General features: G+C 70.2%; 12 protein-coding genes. 8 read left to right on the forward strand and 4 right to left on the reverse strand.

What is annotated here, in order from left to right:
- Positions 1 to 135 precede the first annotated feature (135 nt).
- Positions 136 to 870: an HAD family hydrolase gene (locus HKK72_RS02585; protein ID WP_187232569.1), complete on the forward strand. Its 735-nt coding sequence runs from the start codon at positions 136 to 138 to the stop codon at positions 868 to 870.
- Here the strand turns inward: HKK72_RS02585 and HKK72_RS02590 are convergent.
- Complete coding sequence (locus HKK72_RS02590) at positions 848 to 1045, reverse strand: hypothetical protein (protein ID WP_187232570.1); 198 nt, start codon at positions 1043 to 1045, stop codon at positions 848 to 850. The two genes, HKK72_RS02585 and HKK72_RS02590, sit on opposite strands and share 23 nt — an antisense overlap.
- Before the next feature lie 159 nt (positions 1046 to 1204).
- Between HKK72_RS02590 and HKK72_RS02595 the strand changes: the two genes are divergently transcribed.
- Positions 1205 to 3208, forward strand: a complete 2004-nt coding sequence (locus tag HKK72_RS02595) for an acetoacetate--CoA ligase (RefSeq protein WP_187232571.1) — start codon at positions 1205 to 1207, stop codon at positions 3206 to 3208.
- 102 nt (positions 3209 to 3310) lie between these two features.
- Here the strand turns inward: HKK72_RS02595 and HKK72_RS39655 are convergent, their stop codons facing one another.
- Positions 3311 to 5308 (reverse strand): DHA2 family efflux MFS transporter permease subunit, encoded by a 1998-nt coding sequence (locus HKK72_RS39655; protein WP_222720242.1) that lies wholly within the window; start codon positions 5306 to 5308, stop codon positions 3311 to 3313.
- Between the two features lie 41 nt (positions 5309 to 5349).
- On the opposite strand from HKK72_RS39655, the gene HKK72_RS02610 reads away from it, so the two are divergent.
- The 3 genes from HKK72_RS02610 to HKK72_RS02620 all read left to right on the forward strand — a co-directional run bounded on the left by HKK72_RS02610 (position 5350) and on the right by HKK72_RS02620 (position 6972).
- Positions 5350 to 5649, forward strand: coding sequence for an ArsR/SmtB family transcription factor (locus HKK72_RS02610; RefSeq protein ID WP_410050279.1), 300 nt, complete (start codon positions 5350 to 5352; stop codon positions 5647 to 5649).
- Positions 5646 to 6083 (forward strand): SRPBCC domain-containing protein, encoded by a 438-nt coding sequence (locus HKK72_RS02615; RefSeq protein ID WP_187232572.1) that lies wholly within the window; start codon positions 5646 to 5648, stop codon positions 6081 to 6083. The genes HKK72_RS02610 and HKK72_RS02615 overlap by 4 nt, the downstream gene beginning before the upstream one ends.
- 115 nt (positions 6084 to 6198) lie before the next feature.
- The gene (locus HKK72_RS02620; RefSeq protein WP_187232573.1) at positions 6199 to 6972 is read left to right on the forward strand and encodes an HpcH/HpaI aldolase family protein; all 774 of its coding nucleotides are present in this window, start codon (positions 6199 to 6201) and stop codon (positions 6970 to 6972) included.
- A 72-nt stretch (positions 6973 to 7044) separates the two neighbouring features.
- On the opposite strand, the gene HKK72_RS41975 is transcribed toward HKK72_RS02620, so the two are convergent.
- Entirely contained in the window at positions 7045 to 9294 is a 2250-nt protein-coding gene (locus HKK72_RS41975) for a transporter substrate-binding domain-containing protein (protein ID WP_187232574.1), read from the reverse strand.
- Between the two features lie 384 nt (positions 9295 to 9678).
- Between HKK72_RS41975 and HKK72_RS02630 the strand changes: the two genes are divergently transcribed.
- The 3 genes from HKK72_RS02630 to HKK72_RS02640 all read left to right on the forward strand — a co-directional run bounded on the left by HKK72_RS02630 (position 9679) and on the right by HKK72_RS02640 (position 17290).
- A complete protein-coding gene (locus HKK72_RS02630; protein ID WP_187232575.1) occupies positions 9679 to 10398 on the forward strand; it encodes a hypothetical protein in 720 nt (239 codons plus the stop codon).
- Positions 10399 to 10496: 98 nt separating this feature from the next.
- On the forward strand, positions 10497 to 12188 hold the full coding sequence (locus tag HKK72_RS39660; RefSeq protein WP_222720243.1) for a serine/threonine-protein kinase: 1692 nt from the start codon (positions 10497 to 10499) through the stop codon (positions 12186 to 12188).
- Positions 12189 to 12328: 140 nt separating this feature from the next.
- Positions 12329 to 17290: an NAD-glutamate dehydrogenase gene (locus HKK72_RS02640; protein WP_187232576.1), complete on the forward strand. Its 4962-nt coding sequence runs from the start codon at positions 12329 to 12331 to the stop codon at positions 17288 to 17290.
- Positions 17291 to 17410: 120 nt separating this feature from the next.
- Here HKK72_RS02640 and HKK72_RS02645 read toward each other — a convergent pair whose 3' ends face one another.
- Positions 17411 to 18430 (reverse strand): hypothetical protein, encoded by a 1020-nt coding sequence (locus HKK72_RS02645; RefSeq protein WP_187232577.1) that lies wholly within the window; start codon positions 18428 to 18430, stop codon positions 17411 to 17413.
- Between the last annotated feature and the right edge of the window lie 27 nt (positions 18431 to 18457).

The raw sequence follows: 18457 nt of genomic DNA on the forward strand, positions 1-18457 counted from the left end.
TAGGAGCGACCAGGTCCTGCGACCGGCACCGGTCGCAGGACCGCTTGCCGGGAGCGGTTGCCAGGACCGGTGGCCAGGCCCGACGATGGGTGCACCCCCGCACCGTCACTGGTGCCTTTATGCATGGGAACGTGAATGTCGACGATTCAGCGTCTGGTGCTGTGGAACATCGATCACACGCTTGTCGACGTGGGACGCGTGACCAGGGAGGCCTACGCCGACGCCTTCCGCAGAGTGACGGGACGCCAGTTGGTCACGCTGGCCGCGACCGCGGGCCGCTCCGAGTCCGAGATCATTTTTGAGACGCTGGCGTTCAACGACGTCATCACCGACGACGAGCACCTGCCGAAGTTCATCGCGGCGCTGGCCGAGGCCTTCCGCGTTCGCCAGCGTGACGTCCGCACGCACGGCCGGGTGCTGCCCGGCGCCCGGGAGGCGCTCGCCGGGGTCGACAGACAGCCTGGTGTCGTGCAGTCCGTGCTGACCGGCTCGATCCGGCCCAACGCGATCGTCAAGCTGACCGAGCTCCGCCTGGACCAGTACGTCGACTTCGAGGTCGGCGGATACGGCTCGGAGAGTTATCCCAAGAGCGCGCTGATCGGGCTGGCCCGTTCGAGGACCGCGGAGAAGTACATCGAGAAGCGATTCGGCCTGCCGATCGGGGAGCCGGCCACCGTGCTCATCGCCGACTCACCACGGGACGTGCAGGCGGCCCAGATCGCCCGGATCAAGGTCATCGCGGTCGCGACCGGCACCGCCAACGAGGCCGCGCTGCGCGCGGCGGGCGCCGACCTGGTGTTGCCCACGCTCGCCGACACCCAGACGGTGATCCGCGCGATCGGCCACTTCACGACCCCTTCCGCCGCCTGAGGACGTCCCGGGGCTTGTGGTGTGAGGCCTCCCACCGTGCGGCCCGCGCCTCACCGAGTCGGTCACCGCCGAGGAACGACACCACATGCGCACCGCCCTGGAGAAGATCGTCCAGCAGATGACGGGCGACCCCCTCGGGCCGGGCCAGGAGACACACCCCCAAGACCCTGGCCATGCCGGATAACGTGGCACGACCCTGGCCGTGCCTCCCGGCGGGCCCCTCCACCGCCGCGATCATGCAGTTGCCCGCCCCGCCGGGCATAGGGCCGTTGCATGATCACGACTGGAGTCCGATGCTGGGACTGCCGCAGCGACAACACGGGGAGCAGACGCCATGACCGCCGACAACGAGCTCGCATCCGTACCGGAGGGTGTCCGGCTCTGGAAGCCGTCCGCCGAGGTCATCGCCGGCGCCCGGGTCACCCGCTACATGACCTGGCTGTCGGACCGTGGCGTGCGGGCCCGGTCGTACGAGGAGCTGTGGCGCTGGTCGGTCACCGAGGTGGACGCCTTCTGGGACTCGCTGTGGAGCTTTTTCGATGTGCGAGGCACGAGGGGCGACGGCCCGGTCCGCTCCGCCGGTCCCATGCCGACCTCGCCCGACCCCCTGCGCTGGTTTCCCGGCGCGACGATCAACTACACCGGCAATGTGCTGCGCAGGGCCGGTGATCCGGCGGTCCGGGACCGTACGGCCGTGGTCTTCCGGGCCGAGGGTGGCGTGGAACGCACGCTCACCTGGGCCGAGCTCGCCCACGAGGTCGTCGCCGTGCGGGCGGGCCTGCGCGGTCTCGGCGTACGGCGCGGCGACCGGGTCGCGGGCTACCTCCCCAACATCCCCGAAGCGCTGATCGTCTTCCTCGCGGTGGCGAGTCTCGGCGCCGTCTGGTCGTCGTGCTCGCCTGACTTCGGCGCGCCCAGCGTCATCGACCGGTTCACCCAGATCGAGCCCAAGGTGCTGGTGGCCGTCGACGGCTACCGCTACAACGGCAGGGAGCACGACCGCCTGCCGGTCGTCGGCGACATTCGAGCGGCGCTGCCCACCCTCGAGTCCACGGTGCTGATCCCGTATCTCGACCCCGGCGCACGCCTGGCCGAGGGCGCGATGACGTACGCGGAACTGGCCGGGGCGACGGTCGACGATCCCGGGGCGGCCGGGCTCGACGTCGAGGCGCTGCCCTTCGACCATCCGCTCTGGATCCTCTACTCCTCGGGCACGACGGGGCTGCCCAAGCCGATCGTGCACGGTCACGGCGGTGTGGTGCTGGAGCATCTCAAGGCACTGTCGTTCCACCAGGATCTCGGGCCGGGCGATGTGTTCTTCTGGTTCACCACCACCGGCTGGATGATGTGGAACTACCTCATCGGCGGCCTCCTGGTCGGTGCCACCGTGGTGATGTACGACGGCGCGCCGAACGGCGACACGCTGTGGCGGCTCGCCGCTGAGACCGGGGTGACCTACTTCGGCGTCGGCGCGCCGTACATCGTGGCGTCCATGAAGGCGGGCCTGCGCCCCGGCGAGGAGCTGGACCTGTCGCGGCTCCGCGGTCTCGGCTCGACCGGCTCGCCGCTGCCGCCGGAGGGCTTCGCGTGGGTGTACGACGCCGTCGCCGGCGACATCCCGCTCGGCTCGTTCTCCGGAGGCACGGACCTGTGCAGCGGGTTCGTCGGGGGTTCCCCGCTGCTCCCGGTCCGGGCGGGCATCATCCAGTGCCGCGGCCTCGGCGCCAAGGTCGAGGCCTATGGGCCCACCGGCGAGCCGGTGATCGACGAGGTCGGGGAACTGGTCATCACCGAGCCGATGCCGTCGATGCCGGTCGGCTTCTGGGGCGATCCGCAGGGCGAGCGCTACCGTGAGTCCTACTTCGACACCTATCCCGGTGTCTGGCGGCACGGCGACTGGATCAAGATCCTTCCTGACGGCGGCTGTGTGATCTACGGCCGGTCCGACTCCACGCTCAACCGCGGCGGGGTGCGGATGGGCACGTCGGACTTCTACCGGGTCGTCGAGGCGTTCGACGAGATCGCCGACAGCCTGGTCGTCGACACCGGGCAACTGGGCGGCGAAGGCCGGCTCCTCCTCTTCGTCACGCTGGCCCCGGACGCGACGCTCTCCGACGATCTGGTGCGGCGGCTGCGCGGGTCCCTGCGCTCCGCCCTGTCTCCGCGGCACGTGCCCGACGAGATCACCGAGGTGCCCGGAATCCCGCGCACGCTGTCCGGCAAGAAACTGGAGGTCCCGGTCCGCAAGATCCTGCTCGGCACCCCCGTGGAACGCGCCGCCAACCTCGATGCCCTGGCCAACCCCGAGGTCCTCGCGCACTTCATGCCGGCCAAGTGATCTCGGCCGTCGGCCGCCGCGGCACCGACCCGTCCCTTCGTCGCGGTCACTCCACCACGGTCACTCCACCACGATCACTCCACCACGGTCACTCCACCACGATCACTCCACCACGGAGAGACCGGAAGGCCCGAGCAGGTAGGCGTCGTGGTGGTGGCCGGTGTCGGTGACCAGGTCGACGACGGCCTTTCCCACCTGTTCGAGGGTGAGTGCCGGGCCACGCGCCTCCAGAAAGGTCTGGACGTCCACGCCCTCCCTGGCCGCGTAGGCGGCGGCCGCGTCCAGGCCCAGCTCCGTCGCCGGTGTCAGCCCCGGAAGCACGGAGACGAACCTGATGCCGAGCCCGCTTCGCCGCGCCTCGGCCGCCGCGTAGGCGGTCAGGAACCTGATGGCGGCCTTGGCTCCGGCATAGCCGCCGCTGAGAGGTGACCCGTGAAGCGCGGCGCCGCTGGACATCGTGACCACCACGCTGCCGGGGGAGAGCGGGCGGAGCAGTCGCCTGACGGGGTCCAGTGGAAGGCGTGCCGGACGTCGACCTCCCAGTGCCGGCCGAAGGTCTCCCAGGTGTGCTCGTGGAGTGGTACCGACACCGGCGCCGCTCCGGCGTTGAGCACCAGGATGCCGGGCCTGTGGTCGTCGAGGAGCCGGTACGCGACGGCGGGATCGGCCGCGTCGCCGACGACGTCCGCGTCGGCCGCGCAGAGCGCGCGGGCGATGGCCCGGCCGAAGCCGCGGCTCGCGCCGGTCACCAGTGCGGTGCTCCCCGAGAGCGTGGTCATCGCGTTCCCCCCGCTGACACCGCGGCCGGTGCGGCGACCGTGGTGGCCGGGGGCTTGCGGCGTGGATGTGATGGGGCGAGCAGCCCGGCCGCCAGGCCCGCTGCCGCCAGGGCGGCCGAGACCCACAGCGCCGGTTTGAACCCGTCGATGAACGCGGCCGGTGAGCTCCGCCGTTGCCGGCGAAGACCGCGGCGACGATCGCGATGCCGAACACGCCGCCCACCTCGCGCAGCGCGTTGTTGGTGCCCCAGGGCAAGCCCGTGTCATCGAGCGGGACCGAGGAGACCACGGCGTTGGCGACCGTGGGGAAGCACATCGCGATGCCGATCCCGGCCACGATCAGGCCGCCGACCAGCTCCCCGTATCCCGTTCCCGGCTCGACGACGGCCGCGACCCAGGCGAGGCCGGCCGCCTGCAGGAACAGGCCGAGGACCATGAAGGGCCGGTTGCCGAACCGATCCGCGAGCGCGCCGGCGAGCGGAGCCACCAGCATCGGCATGCCCGTCCAGGGCAGGATGCGCAGGCCCGCCTCCAGCGGAGAGTGGCCCAGCCCGATCTGGAACAGCTGGGTGATCAGGAACAGGGCGCCGAGAAGCGACAGGAACTGGCAGAAGACCATCCCGTCGGCTGTGGAGAACCCGCGCAGGCGGAAGTAGCGCAGCGGCAGCATCGGGTGGGTCGCCCGCCGCTCCCAGCCCAGGAAGGCCGCCACGAGCAGGACGCCGATCAGCAGCGCCCCGATCACCTCGGCGCTGTCCCAGCCGATCGCGGGCGCCCGTACCGGCGCCCAGGTCAGCGCGAACATCCCGAGGCCGATCAGACCCAGGCCGGTGATGTCGAGCTGGGGGCGGGGACCGCGGCTCTCCCTGAGCAGGCGTGCGGACAGCGGCAGGAGGACGAGCCCGATCGGCATGTTGATCCAGAAGATCCACTGCCAGGAGATGCCCTCGATGATCGCGCCGCCGACCAGTGGGCCGGCGGCCACGCCGAGACCCGAGACCCCTCCCCACATCCCGATCACCGCTCCGCGCTTCTCCGCGGGGAAGACATCGCTGATCAGTGTGAGGGTCAGCGACAGCACCACGGCCGCCCCGGCACCCTGCACCACGCGGGCCACGATGAGCGCCTCGACGCTCCCCGACAGCGCGGCGGCCGCCGAGGCGAGGGTGAAGACCCCCAGCCCGATGACGTACATCCGGCGGCGGCCGAACCGGTCGCCGAGCGAGGACCCGGTGAGGATCAGGCACGCGAGGGCCAGGTTGTAGGCGTTGATCGTCCATTCCAGATGCGACAGGCTCGCGCCGAGATCGGTACGCAGCACCGGCAGGTTCTCAGGCGCCCCTGGACCTGACCTACGCGGCGCTGGCGGATCCCACCCGGCGCGCGATCCTGCATCGGCTGCGGCACGCCGAGGCCCGGGTCACGGACATCGCCCGGCCGTTGCCGATGTCGCTGAACGCGGTCTCCAAGCACATCTCGGTGCTCGAACGCGCCGGCCTGGTGCGGCGGGAGATCAGGGGACGGGACCACTACCTGCGTGCCGAGACCGAGCGGCTGACCGAGGCCGAGCAGTGGATCGCCGATTACACCGGCTTCTGGGAGCGCCGTGCGGACGCACTGGTCGAGCACGTGGAGAAGCGCGCGGCCGAGGGGGAGAAATGAGCGGCGTCGTTCAGGTCAAACGCATTCTCAAGGCCTCGCCGGAGGAGGTGTTCGACGCCTGGACCGACGCGGACCGGCTCCAGCAGTGGCTCTGCCCCGACCCCGGAATCGTCGCCGAAGCCTCATGCGATCCCGTGGTGGGCGGCCGCTACCGGATCGTCAAGATCTTCGAAAGCGGCGCGGACGAGGTCACCGGCGAATACCTCGTCGTCGAACCGTCCCGCCGGCTCGTCTTCACCTGGTCGGCCGGCAGCACCGACGACCAGACCACCCAGGTCACCGTCACGCTCCGGCCCGACGATGACACCACCGAGATGACGATCATCCACGAACGGCTCCCGAACCTCGGCGTCCAAGGCGGTGCCCGATCCGCCTGGGCGAGCATCGCCGGGAGACTCGACGGCCACCTCGCCGCCACCGCCGAGCGGCCATGACGTACGCGCGGAACGGCGCGGGACGGGCGGGCGGTCACGACGCCGCCCCGGTGGGTGGGAGGGTGTGAGTGCGACGGGCGTCGCGATCGGGCGGGCATCGACTTCGGCAGGTGACATGAGTACGGCGGAGAACTTCGCGGGCAGGCTGCGTGGGCGGCAGCGGCTGCTCGGCTACTGGATCGTCTGCGACAACCCGGTGGGCACCGAGCGGATCGCACGGGCGGGCTACGACTACGTCTGTGTGGACGGCCAGCACGGTCTGCTGGACTACGCCGGCTGGCTCGCCGCCATGACGGCGATCGACGCTGGCGGCCGGGCGGCCGGGATCGTCCGGGTACCCGCCAACGACCCCACGTGGATCGGGCGGGCTCTGGACGTCGGTGCGCGAGCGGTGATCGTGCCGCTCGTGAACAGCGCGGAGGAGGCCGCGGCGGCGGTAGGGGCCTGCCGGTATCCGCCGCACGGGGTGCGCAGCTTCGGGCCCATGCGGTCGGCGCTGCGGGTCGGGCCGGACCCGGCGGAGGCCAACGAGCAGGTGGCCTGTGTCGTGATGATCGAGACGGCGGACGGTCTGGCGAACGTCGAGGAGATCTGTGCGGTCGACGGGCTCGACGGCCTCTATGTGGGCCCGTCGGACCTCACGCTGGCACTGGGTGGGAGCACCCCCGGTGATCTCGCCGTCGCCGCCCCGCTCGCCGACGCGCTCAAGACCATCGTGGCCGCCGCCGAGGCGGCGGGCATCGCCTGCGGGATGCACTGCGGCGACGGCGCGACGGCGGTGCAGCGGCTCGACGCCGGATTCACCTTCGCCACGGTGAGCAGCGACCTGGGCGATCTGGAGCTGGCCGCCGCCGCACACCTGCGGCAGGCCCTCGGCGACCCGGGCTGATCTCGCCGGGCGCCAGGTAGAAGTGGCCAGCTCAGGGGCGGCCAGGTCAGGGGCCCGGGTCAGGGGCCCGGGTCAGGGGTAGAGGTTGGGCGGGGTCTCGACGAAGGGCTCCGCCTCGCGGCCGAGATGGTGCCTGATGCTCTCGGCCCAGCTCCCGTCATTGATCATTTGTTGCAGGATGGCGTTGATCCGGCTCGCGTCACGCGTGGCGTTCTTGGGCAGGCCGATGCCGTACTCCTCGGTGGAGAAGGGGCGTCCGACCAGCTGCAGCCGGTCCGGGTACTTCGCGACGTAACCGGCCAGCAGCGAGTTGTCGGTGGAGATGGCGTCGACCTTGCGGGCCAGGAGTTCGTTGACGCACTCTCCGTACCCGTTCCGCCAGATCAGGTGCCGAGGACTGTTCCAGCTCGTCCCGAACCGACGGATGAGGCGCTCGGTCGACGCGGAGTTGAACACGCCGCACACCTTCCGGTCCTTGAGGCTCTCCCTGCCCGTGATGGCGTCGGCGTCCGACTTGTGGATCAGGATGTCCTGGCCGGCTATGAGGTAGGGCCCGGCAAATGTGATCTTGTCGAGCCGGTCCTCGTTCATGGAGTAGCTGGCGATGACCAGGTCGACCTGACCGGACTCGATGAGGGTCTCGCGGTTCTGTGACGTCACGTCGTGCCACTCGGGCATCGCGCCGAGCTTCTGGGCGATGTAGTTGGCGACGTCGATGTCGATGCCCCGGCGGTCGTAGTCGACGATCTCCCCGATGCCCGGCTGGTCGATCTTCACGGCGATCTTGAGTCGTTTCTTCCCGGCGAGCGGCCCGTTGCCCTGCACCTCGTGGCTCGGAATCGGGGTTTCCGGGTGGTCGGCGGTGCGCAGGACCGAGCCGGTCAGGTCGAGGGTGAGCTCGCACCGCGGCGGCTCGGCGACCTGGCGCGCCGTGGGAGTGCGGTACGGCTTCTCGGTGTCGAACGTCACCACGATGTTCATGCTCGTGACCGGGCCGACGTGGACGCCGTTCACCGCCACGTCGCGCCGGCCACGGGGCGATCGGGCGGTGGGGAACGACTTGCCGTCCACCTCGACGTGGTAGGTCAGCGTGCCGCGGTAACTGCAGAACTGCAGACCCTGCTCCTTGGTGTGGCCGAGATTGAGGCGCAGGTCCAGATACCAGTCCTGCCGCGAGGACGGCCGGATCGGAATGGTGATCGGCTGCCCGGCGACGATCGGGTACGGCTGCGTGCTGATCAACTGCGCGGGCTGTGCGGCGGACGTGGGAATCCGCCCTACGAAGCCGCCGGCGATGAAGCATGCCAGGCAGGCCGCCAGCACCAGCCAGGTGCGCATCCGTACGGGCGATCGCATGCGCGCCGGCCGCCAGATGAGCGCCGTCTTTCGTGGACGCCGCGAAGAGCGCTGCGTCGAGGCGGGCAGGACGCTCTGCGTCGAGTCCGGCACAGCACCCTGCGTCGAGGCGGGCAGGACGCTCTGCGTCGAGTCCGGCACAGCGCCCTGCGTCGAATCGGACGGAGCGCCCTGCGGTGAGTCCAGAGGAGCGGCCTGCGATGGGAGCCGCGGAGTGTCCTGACGGTGGACGGTCTCGTGGCGAGTGCCGGTGGCCGGAGCCGATGCCATGCTCGGTTCGGTGGTGTCGCCTCTCGCCGGTGTGGCCGGGTCCGGTCGTGATCCCAAGGCCTCCGGCGGTCGCGTCGCCGGAGCGTCCGTGGCTTCCCGGAGGGCCGGCGGTTCGGCCGGTGCGGTGCCGGGCGGGCCGTTCACACCGGCCGTTCTGGCCAGTTGCTCGATGGCGACGTCGAGATAACCGGCGACCGTCCTGGCCATCCCCGCACCGATCGCGGGCACCCGGCCCTGGTCGGCCTCGAGCCACAGCTCCTGCCACATCTGCCGCGTTCCGTACCGGCCATCGGCATAGCCGTCGGGATCCTTCTCCTCGACGACCTCCAGGAGCACGTCGACGCACACCTCGACCCGCCGTCGCGACGGCATCGCGTCCCGCGGGTACTTGCCGGCCAGCAGCTCGCCGATCCGCTGCCCGCCCGCTCTGTCGCGACGACCGTCGGACCGGGCGAGCCCGCTCTCCTCGGCGGCGGACTTACGGGTGATCAGGCGCCGCAGTTCTTCGCGCTCGTTCTGGGCCGGGTCGTCCTGCATGGCCCGCAGGGCGCGGTGGCCAGCCGAGATCCGGTCGCACAGGCGCCGTTCGAGTTGCGCGTGGGACACGCCGAACGAGCTCACGGCCAGCCCGAGCGCTCGCAGGAGGGCGATGAACCGCGTGGTCGACGGCTTGGCATCCCTCCGGGTCCTGGGCACCTCCCGACACCTCCCGCCGCCTCCCGGATCCTGCTCCCTGAAATATGGGAGACATCGGGATGGTCAGATAAAAGCAGGATAGCCAGGGCGTCAACCGGTGTGATGGCGAAATGCCGCCCGACGCCCGGCGCTCGTAAAGGTGGGTAAACCCGGGACGGACTGGGAGGCGTCGCGACAACTGCGGGCAATCGCTGAAAGTCGCGGATGAAGCTGGCTGAACCCGTGGGGAAGCTCGCGTTTCCCGCGATGACCACCTGCGCATACTCGTGCGACAAGGCAAGAAACCACCAGCACGAAGCCATCGGCGTCTGCGGGGGCATCGCCGGAGCGGCCGGCCGGCATTGTCCCACCCCCCACGGAACGGGTCTCCGGGAGGTCGTACCAATGGAACATTCTCGTCCTCAGGCCCCGCCATTCCCCACGGCGCGACCGCACTGCGTCTCTTGCTGCACCTCCGGCCGCCCAGAGCCGGTTCCCTCGGGCGCCTATTGCCCGATCCTGTTCTTCGACATCGCCGGATTCGGTGACCCGGACCGGGACGACGACGTTCAGATGTTCGCGCGCTGGGGCCTCTATCGCATCCTCGGAAAGGCCTTCGACCGGGCCGGCATCTCCTGGGACGCCTGCTACCACGAGGACCGCGGTGACGGGGCGCTGTCGGTCATCCCGCCGACCATCCCGATGGACCGGGTCGTCGCCCTGCCCGTCTGGCTGCAGGCCGAGATCAGGCGGTACAACAAGTGCGCAAGCCCGGTCGCCCGCATTCAGTTGCGCGCGGCGCTGCACGTTGGCCCCGTCCACCGCGACGAACATGGAATATCCGGACAGGCCGTTATCCATGCCGCCCGCCTCGTCGACGCGCAGCCCGCCCGCGAGGCGCTCGCCGCCTCCGGGGCCGACCTGGTGTTCCTGGCGTCGGAGTCGGTGTATGAGTCCGTCATCCGGCACGGTCCGCAGCCCATGGACGCCGCTGGCTACCGGCAGATCACGGCCGTGGTCAAAGGGTCGGCGGTCAACGCGTGGATGACCGTCTCCGGCATTCCCGACCCGCTCGGCCGGTTGGAGTCGCAGCTCCGCCTCACCTCCGTCGCAGAACCGGCGTAAGCCGCGAACCCGTACGTCGGCAGGTGCATCTCACTGCGTACGGGACCGAACGGTCATTCCGACCGCGGCCACGGAGATTTTGAAAGGAACGGTTCGCCATGGGAGCGACCGCCGACACGACAGCCGACCCCCTGCAGCCGGGCGACCCGCGAACGCTGGGCGCCTACGAACTGATCGGCCGGCTCGGCGCCGGCGGTCAGGGCGCGGTCTTCCTCGGCCGGGGGCCCTCCGGGGACCTGGTCGCGATCAAACTTCTGCGCGCCGACCTCGCCGAGGACACCGACGCCCGGGGCCGGTTCGTCCGTGAGGCGATGGCGGCTCGGCAGGTGGCCCGCTTCTGTGCGGCCCAGGTGGTGGACGCCGACGTGGCGGGCGACCGTCCGTACATCGTCAGCGAGTACGTCCAGGGGCCCTCACTGCTCCGCCTGGTCAGAGAGCAGGGGCCGGTCTCGGGCGCCGCGTTGGAGCGGCTGGCGATCGGCACTGCGACGGCACTGGTCGCCATCCACCAGGCCGGGATCGTGCATCGCGACCTCAAGCCGGCGAACGTGCTGGCGGCCCCCGACGGCCCCCGCGTCATCGACTTCGGCATCGCCAAGGCGCTCAGCGGCACCTCGACGGTCTCGAGCCAGATCATCGGCACCCCGGCGTACATGGCCCCCGAGCAGTTGCAGGGCGACTCGATCACGCCGGCCGTCGACGTCTTCGCCTGGGCCGCCACCATGGTGTTCACCGGCACCGGTCGCCCGCCGTTCGGCGCGGACGCCATCCCGCTCGTGGTGAACCGGATCCTGTCCGACGAACCCGATCTCGGCGACCTGTCCGACCCGGTCCGCGCGCTGGTGAACGACTGCCTGGCCAAGGACCCGGAGCGACGCCCGTCGGCCCGTCAGATCCTGCTGCGGCTGCTGGCCGAAGAGGACGCGGTGCCGGCGGCTGCGGACGCGACCTCCGGCGAGGTGGGTGCGGACGTGCTGGCTCAGGCGGCGACCCTCGCCGCCCCCCGGATGCCCTTCACCCCCGGGCTCGGCCCGGCAGCGACCACCCCGATGGCCCAGGGTGCGGGCGCGGCGCCCATCGGCCGGACCCGGCCGATGGCCGGTCATGAGGCGGTCGCCGGTCATGCGGCGGCGGCCGGTCTCGGTGGCGCGGCCGGTTTCGGTGGCTCTGGCGGCCCTGGAAGCGCGGCCGGTGCCGGTAGCGCGGCCGCTCATGACGATGCGGCCGCTCAGTGGGCACGGGCCTTCCCAGACCAGACAGATCACGCTCAGACTCATCAGGCTCAGGCGTACCAGGAGCAGACGCATCAGGCGTACGGCACCGGCGGACGGCACGGGGGCGGGCTCCGACGGCGCGCCGCGCTGGTCTGCGCCGGCGGCCTGGCAGCGGCGGCAGCGGCCGTGTGCCTGGTGCTGGTCGCCTCCGCGGACTCCGGGAAGGGCCGGGACGGGGGGAACACCTCCGCCACGTCGAGCCCGGGTACGCAGGCGGGCATTCCGTCCCTCAACCAGAACAGCGTGCCCACCGACACCGGTGCGGGCTCGCCGCGGCCGGCCTCGGCCAGCCCGACGCGCATCGCCCCCGTGCCGACCAGGCCGACGAACGAGTCGCACCCGACGCCGACGCACACCGTCACGCCGACCCACTCGCCCACGTGGACACCGACGCCCACCCCCACCTGGACGGATCCGCCCCCGGCCGACGATACGGACGGCTGGGGCGGCGCCGACGACAAGGCCGGCGCATCCTGCGGGTCCGGGGAGTGCACGGTCGAGTCCGCAACCGGATGATCGGGTCGAGACACCGCTGATCACAGGCTGATGATCAAGAGTCGGGGCGGCGCTCGGACAAAGCGGCATTCCCCACTACGCTGACGCATTGAGCGAAGTGCCACAACGGCGTGGCGGGGTCACTCGATGGGGAGCGGGACATGGGCGGGAAGCTCGACGAGGCCAAGGACGATCTACTCCGGCGGGCGGCTGAGACCTGTGCCCAGAGTCCCGGTGCCAGACCCGACTGGGCCCACGACACCTTTGACTACCTGCGACTCTACTATCGGCATGTAGCCCCGGAGGACCTGCTCGGCCGAGACCCAGCGGACGTGTGCGGCCCCGCGATGGCCCACCGGCAGCTGGGGGAGGAGCGGCCCCAGGGCCGCGCCAAGGTGCGGATCTTCACCCCGTCGATCGAGGAGCACGGCTGGGATCCGGGCCACTCGATCCTGCAGATCGTCACCGACGACATGCCGTTCTTGATCGACTCGGTGACGATGGAGCTGAGCCGGCACGAGCTGTCGACGCATCTCATCGTGCACCCGCAGTTCGGTGTGGACCGCGACGTGGCCGGCCACCTCAGGGGTTTTCGCGGCGCGATGGACGACGCGCAGGACCTCGACGAGGCCTGGATCCACATTGAGATCGACCGCACCAGCGACCGCGCGGTGCTCGACCGGCTGGAGAAGGATCTCGATCGGGTACTGATGGACGTGCGTGTCGCGGTCGAGGACGAGCCGAAGATGCGGTCCCTCGCCGGCGCCATCGCCATGGAGATCTCCCAGCACGCCCCGCCGCTGCCGGGCACGGAGATCGCCGAGAGCATCGAGCTGCTCGACTGGCTGGCTGATGATCATTTCATCTTCCTCGGCTACCGCGACTACAACCTCACCGATGACGGGACGGTCCTGCGCCCGGTCACCGGTACCGGGCTCGGCCTCCTGCGCTCGGACAAACTGGAGTCCAAGAGCTTCGCCGCGCTGCCGCCCGAGGTGCGGGCGAAGGCGCGTGAGACGAGGATCCTCATCCTCACCAAGGCCAACTCCCGGGCGACCGTGCACCGGCCGAGCTATCTCGACTACGTCGGGGTGAAGAAGTTCAGCCCCGAGGGCGAGGTCATCGGCGAACGCAGGTTCCTCGGCCTGTTCACCCACGTGGCCTACAGCGAGTCGATCTCGCACATCCCGATGCTCAAGCGCAAGCTCGACGAGGTGCTGGTGCGGGCGGGGTTCACCCCGGACAGCTACGACGGCCAGGACCTCATCGAGATCCTCGAGGCATACCCGCGCGACGAGCTGTTCCAGACGTCGGTCGACGAACTGGTGCCGATCGCACTCGGCGTACTCCGGTTGCGCGAGCGCCGGAAGCTGAAGCTCTTCCTGCGCAAGGACGACTACGGCCGGTACATGTCCTGCCTCGTCTACCTGCCCAGGGACCGCTACACCACGCAGATCAGGCTGCGCATCCAGCGGATCCTGCGCCGGGCCTTCAGCGGCGTGACGGTCGACTACAGCGCGATGGTCTCCGAGTCCGTGCTGGCCCGCCTGCATGTCGTCGTACGGGGCGAACGCGGCAAGCCGCTGCCCGACGTCGACACCGACGACCTCGAGGCCGAGCTCACCACCGCCATCCGGTCGTGGGCCGACGACCTCGTCGACGCGCTGGTCGAGCAGACCGGAGAGGAGCGGTCCGCAGCGCTGTTCCGCAGCTTCGGCGACGCCTTCTCAGAGGGTTACAAAGCCGATTTCCCCGCGCGTACGGCGGTGGCGGACCTCAAGCGGCTCGACCGGCTCACCGACGACGGCGACACCTCCATCAACCTGTACGAGGCATACAACGCCGCGCCGGGCGAGCGCCGGCTCAAGATCTATCGGCTCGGGCCGCCGATCTCGCTCTCCCATGTTCTGCCACTGCTGCAGAACATGGGCGTGGAGGTCGTCGACGAGCGGCCGTACAAGATCGCCAGAACTGACCGGCCCGGGATGTGGATCTATGACCTCGGGCTTCGCTACGCGCCGTCGGCCGGCGTCGACGAGGCCGAGGTCAAGCGGTTGTTCCAGGAGGCCTTCACCGCGCTGTGGCGAGGTGACATCGAAAGCGACGGGTTCAACGCGCTGGTGCTGCACGCCGAGCTGAACTGGCGGCAGGCGATGGTCCTGCGGGCGTACGCCAAGTACCTGCGGCAGGTGGGCATCACCTTCAGCCAGAGCTACATCGAGCAGGTCCTGCGCGCCAACGCGCCGATCACCCGGCTGCTGGTGCGGCTGTTCGAGTCGCGCCTCGACCCGTCCCGCACCGAGGGGGAGGAGCAGCGCAGCGCAGAGATCGCCACCGAGATCGTGGCCGCCGTCGATGAGGTCGCGAGCCTCGACCAGGACCGCATCCTGCGGGCCTACCTGGCGCTGATCCAGGCGACGCTCCGTACCAACTTCTTTCAGCGGCCGGGCGGCGGGACGGCCGCCGGCACCGGAGAGAACGCCCGCGGCAACGGCGCTGAGGCGGAGGGCGAGACGGCGTCCGCGCGGGTCGGAAGCGGCCGGTACAAGCCGTACCTGTCGCTGAAGTTCGACCCGCGGGGGATCCCGGACCTGCCGGCGCCACGGCCGAAGTTCGAGATCTTCGTCTACTCGCCGCGGATCGAGGGAGTGCATCTGCGGTTCGGCTCGGTCGCCCGAGGCGGCCTGCGCTGGTCGGACCGGCTGGAGGACTTCCGGACCGAGATCCTCGGACTGGTCAAGGCGCAGGCGGTGAAGAACACCGTCATCGTGCCCGCCGGCGCCAAGGGCGGCTTCGTCTGCAAGCAACTGCCCGACGCCGGCGAGCGAGGCGCCTTCCTGGCCGAGGGCATCGCCTGCTACAAGCAGTTCATCAGCGGGCTGCTGGACATCACCGACAACCTGGTCGACGGCGAGGTGGCGCCGGCTCCCGAGGTCGTCCGGCATGACGGCGACGACACCTACCTCGTCGTCGCCGCCGACAAGGGGACGGCGACGTTCTCCGACGTCGCCAACGAGGTGGCGGCGGCGTACGGACACTGGCTCGGCGACGCGTTCGCCTCCGGCGGATCGGTCGGTTACGACCACAAGGCGATGGGCATCACCGCGCGCGGCGCCTGGGAGTCGGTGAAGTACCACTTCCGGTTCCTCGGCCTGGACGTCCGCACCCAGGACTTCACCGTCGTCGGCGTCGGCGACATGTCCGGTGACGTGTTCGGCAACGGGATGCTGCTGTCGCGGCACATCAAGCTCGTCGCGGCCTTCGACCACCGGCACGTCTTCATCGACCCCGACCCCGACCCCGCGGCGTCGTTCGAGGAGCGCAAGCGGCTGTTCGAGCTGCCGCGCAGCTCATGGGCCGACTACGACACGTCGCTGATCTCCGCCGGGGGTGGGGTGTTCCCGCGGACGGCCAAGTCGATCAAACTGACCCCGCAGATCCGCGAGGCGCTCGGCATCGGGAGCGACGTCACCGCGATGACGCCGTACGAGCTGATCCGCGCGGCCCTGTGCGCCCCCGTCGATCTGCTGTGGAACGGCGGCATCGGCACGTACGTCAAGGCGACGTCGGAGAACAACGCCGACGTCGGGGACAAGGCCAACGACCCGGTCCGGGTCGATGCCGTCGATCTGCGCTGCCGGGTGATCGGTGAGGGCGGCAACCTGGGGCTGACCCAGCTCGGCAGGATCGAGTTCGCCCGGGGCGGAGGGCTCGTCAACACCGACTTCATCGACAACTCCGCCGGCGTCGACACCTCCGACCACGAGGTGAACATCAAGATCCTGCTGGATCAGGTCGTGCGCGACGGCGAACTGACCGGCAAGCAGCGCAACAAACTGATGTACGACATGACCGACGAGGTCGCCGATCTGGTGCTGGACGACAACTACGGGCAGAACGTCGTGCTCGCCGCCGCCCGCAAGCAGGCCGCGAATATGATGCACGTTCACGTGCGCTACCTGCGCAAGCTGGAGCGCGACGGCGATCTGGACCGGCGGCTGGAGTTCCTGCCCGACGACAAGGTGCTCGCCGAGCGCCGGCATTCGGGCGACTCGACGATGGGTGCGGCGGGTACGGGGCCCGGCCTGTTCGGGCCGGAGTTCGCGACGCTGCTCGCCTACGCCAAGCTGACCCTCGACCACGACCTGATCAACTCGGACCTGCCCGACGATCCCTACCTGGCGTCGTGGCTGGTCGACTACTTCCCGTCGCCGTTGCGCGAGCGCTTCCGGAGCTACATGGACCGGCACCCGCTGCGTCGCGAGATCATCGCCACCCGGGTCGTGAACGAGCTGATCAACAACAGCGGTGTGACGTTCATGTTCCGGTTGAACGAGGAGACCGGTGCGTCCCCGCAGGACATCACCCGGGCCTATCTGGTGGCCCGCGAGGTGTTCGACATGCCGCGGTTCTGGCACTCGATCGAGGAGTTGTCGCAGCAGGTCGACGTGTCGACCCAGCTGTCCATGCGGCTCGAGGCGCGCAAGCTCACCGAGCGGGGAGCGCGCTGGCTGCTGCGCAACCGGCGGCCGCCCGTCGACATCCGGCAGACCATCGAGTTCTTCGCCGAGGGCGCCGTGGCGCTCGCGCCCAGCCTGCCCAAGCTGCTGGTCGGACGGGACCTGTCCGCCTTCGAAGAGCGCCGGGACGGCTTCGCCGAGCAGGGCGTCCCCGACGAACTGGCCGAGCAGGTGGCGATGATGGTCCCGGCCTACTCCACCTTCGATCTCGTCGAGATCGCACATGCCACCGGACGGTCGGTGGAGGAGACCGCCGAGGTCTACTTCGACCTGGCCGAGCGGCTGCAACTGGCCCGGCTGAGGGAGCGGATCATCGCGCTGCCGCGGCCGGATCGGTGGAAGTCGATGGCGCGGTCGGCGCTGCGTGACGACCTCTACACGGCGCACGCCGCGCTGACCCGCGACGTCCTCGCCACGAGCCGACCCGGCGCGGGACCCGAGGAGCGGCTGGCCACGTGGACCGCCAAGAACGCGGCGGCGGTCGAGCGGGCCGGCCAGATGTTGAGCGAGATCTGGGAGAGCGACAGCTTCGACCTGGCCACCCTGTCGGTCGCCCTCGGCGCCACCCGCACGTTGGTCACCGCCGGTTCACTCCCCAAGTGAAGGGTCCAAGTGAACGTTCACTCCCGAGTGAAACGGCCCTGAGTCGAGCACCGTCGGGCGCCGGTGTGCTTAGCACACAGCGGTCAAGGAGGCGCTGAGCACGCCGGCGCCCAACGGGGTTCAGGAGGCTGCCGCCTGCACGGCCTTGCGGTAGGTGCCGGTGACCTGCACCGCGCCCTTGTCCTTGGGCGGGACCTTGGACAGGTACTGCACGAGCACGGTGGTGTCGAGCCGTCCGTTGACCTTGCCGGGTGGAGCGAGCCCGACGAGATCACCGGTGACGGAGATCGCCCCGGGCTTCTTCGCGGTGTAGCGCTCGTTCTGCTGCAGGACGTACCAGACGAGAGCGCCGCCGTCGGTGGTGCGGAGTGCGTAGACCGGTGCGGTGCTCGGTGCGAACAGCGAGGTCAGGCCCACGCCCACTCGGGAGAACTGAGAGGTGGCCTTCTTGAGCGCCTCGTAGGCCTGGGTGGTGTGCGGCCCCGCGCCGATCCCGGCCGCGGCCGGGGATTTGGGCCCGCTCGTGAGCAGCGCCGCGTGTGCGGCGGCGATCTTCGACGGGGCGAGGGCGAGTTGCTGGTCGCCGGCGGACACGGAGGTCGCGTAGCCGTCCTTGTCCACGGCCACTCCGCCGATCGGGCCGCCGGTGGGGTACGGATCGGCGGCGAGCCGCCAGGCCGCACCGGCCTTGTCCTGGACGAACAGCAGTGCGTGCTGGTGCTCGAGCGCACGCTGCCTGCCGGTTCCCTTGCGCGAACCGGTCCGGGCCTCACGAGAGGCGGCGCCGACGGCGAACCAGCGGGGATGGCTGTTCAGCCTGGGGATGAAGAACGCCGGCTTGGCGTAGTTGAACTGGGTGAAGCTCTGCTTGGTCGCGCGGCGCAGCTTGTACGCGGCCGTGTCCATGTCCAGTTGCGCGCCGGTCTCGGCGGACGCCAGCAGCTTGTCGTCCAGGGCCTTGTTGGCCTGGTTGTTGGTGCTCTCGTACTTGTTGAGCACCTCGCGTGCCTCGCTCAAGGTGAGCGGCGGCGCCGGTGACGGGTCGCCGGGCCCGACGCCCGAGCCGCTGCACGAGGTCAGGGCGACGATCAGGGACAGGGGAACGGTTAGGGCCGCGAGAACGGCCTGGCGATGACGCATGAGACCCCCCGGGGGAAGACGAGCATT

It is taken from the genome of Actinomadura sp. HBU206391 (assembly GCF_014323665.1).
Classification (GTDB): domain Bacteria; phylum Actinomycetota; class Actinomycetes; order Streptosporangiales; family Streptosporangiaceae; genus Actinomadura_C.

Bases quoted from the DNA above. Each gene is read 5' to 3' on its own strand.
- HKK72_RS02585 (WP_187232569.1), top strand. From the start codon at position 136: ATGTCGACGATTCAGCGTCTGGTGCTGTGGAACATCGATCACACGCTT.
- HKK72_RS02590 (WP_187232570.1), bottom strand. From the start codon at position 1,045: ATGGCCAGGGTCTTGGGGGTGTGTCTCCTGGCCCGGCCCGAGGGGGTC.
- HKK72_RS02595 (WP_187232571.1), top strand. From the start codon at position 1,205: ATGACCGCCGACAACGAGCTCGCATCCGTACCGGAGGGTGTCCGGCTC.
- HKK72_RS02615 (WP_187232572.1), top strand. From the start codon at position 5,646: ATGAGCGGCGTCGTTCAGGTCAAACGCATTCTCAAGGCCTCGCCGGAG.
- HKK72_RS02620 (WP_187232573.1), top strand. From the start codon at position 6,199: ATGAGTACGGCGGAGAACTTCGCGGGCAGGCTGCGTGGGCGGCAGCGG.
- HKK72_RS02630 (WP_187232575.1), top strand. From the start codon at position 9,679: ATGGAACATTCTCGTCCTCAGGCCCCGCCATTCCCCACGGCGCGACCG.
- HKK72_RS39660 (WP_222720243.1), top strand. From the start codon at position 10,497: ATGGGAGCGACCGCCGACACGACAGCCGACCCCCTGCAGCCGGGCGAC.
- HKK72_RS02640 (WP_187232576.1), top strand. From the start codon at position 12,329: ATGGGCGGGAAGCTCGACGAGGCCAAGGACGATCTACTCCGGCGGGCG.
- HKK72_RS02645 (WP_187232577.1), bottom strand. From the start codon at position 18,430: ATGCGTCATCGCCAGGCCGTTCTCGCGGCCCTAACCGTTCCCCTGTCC.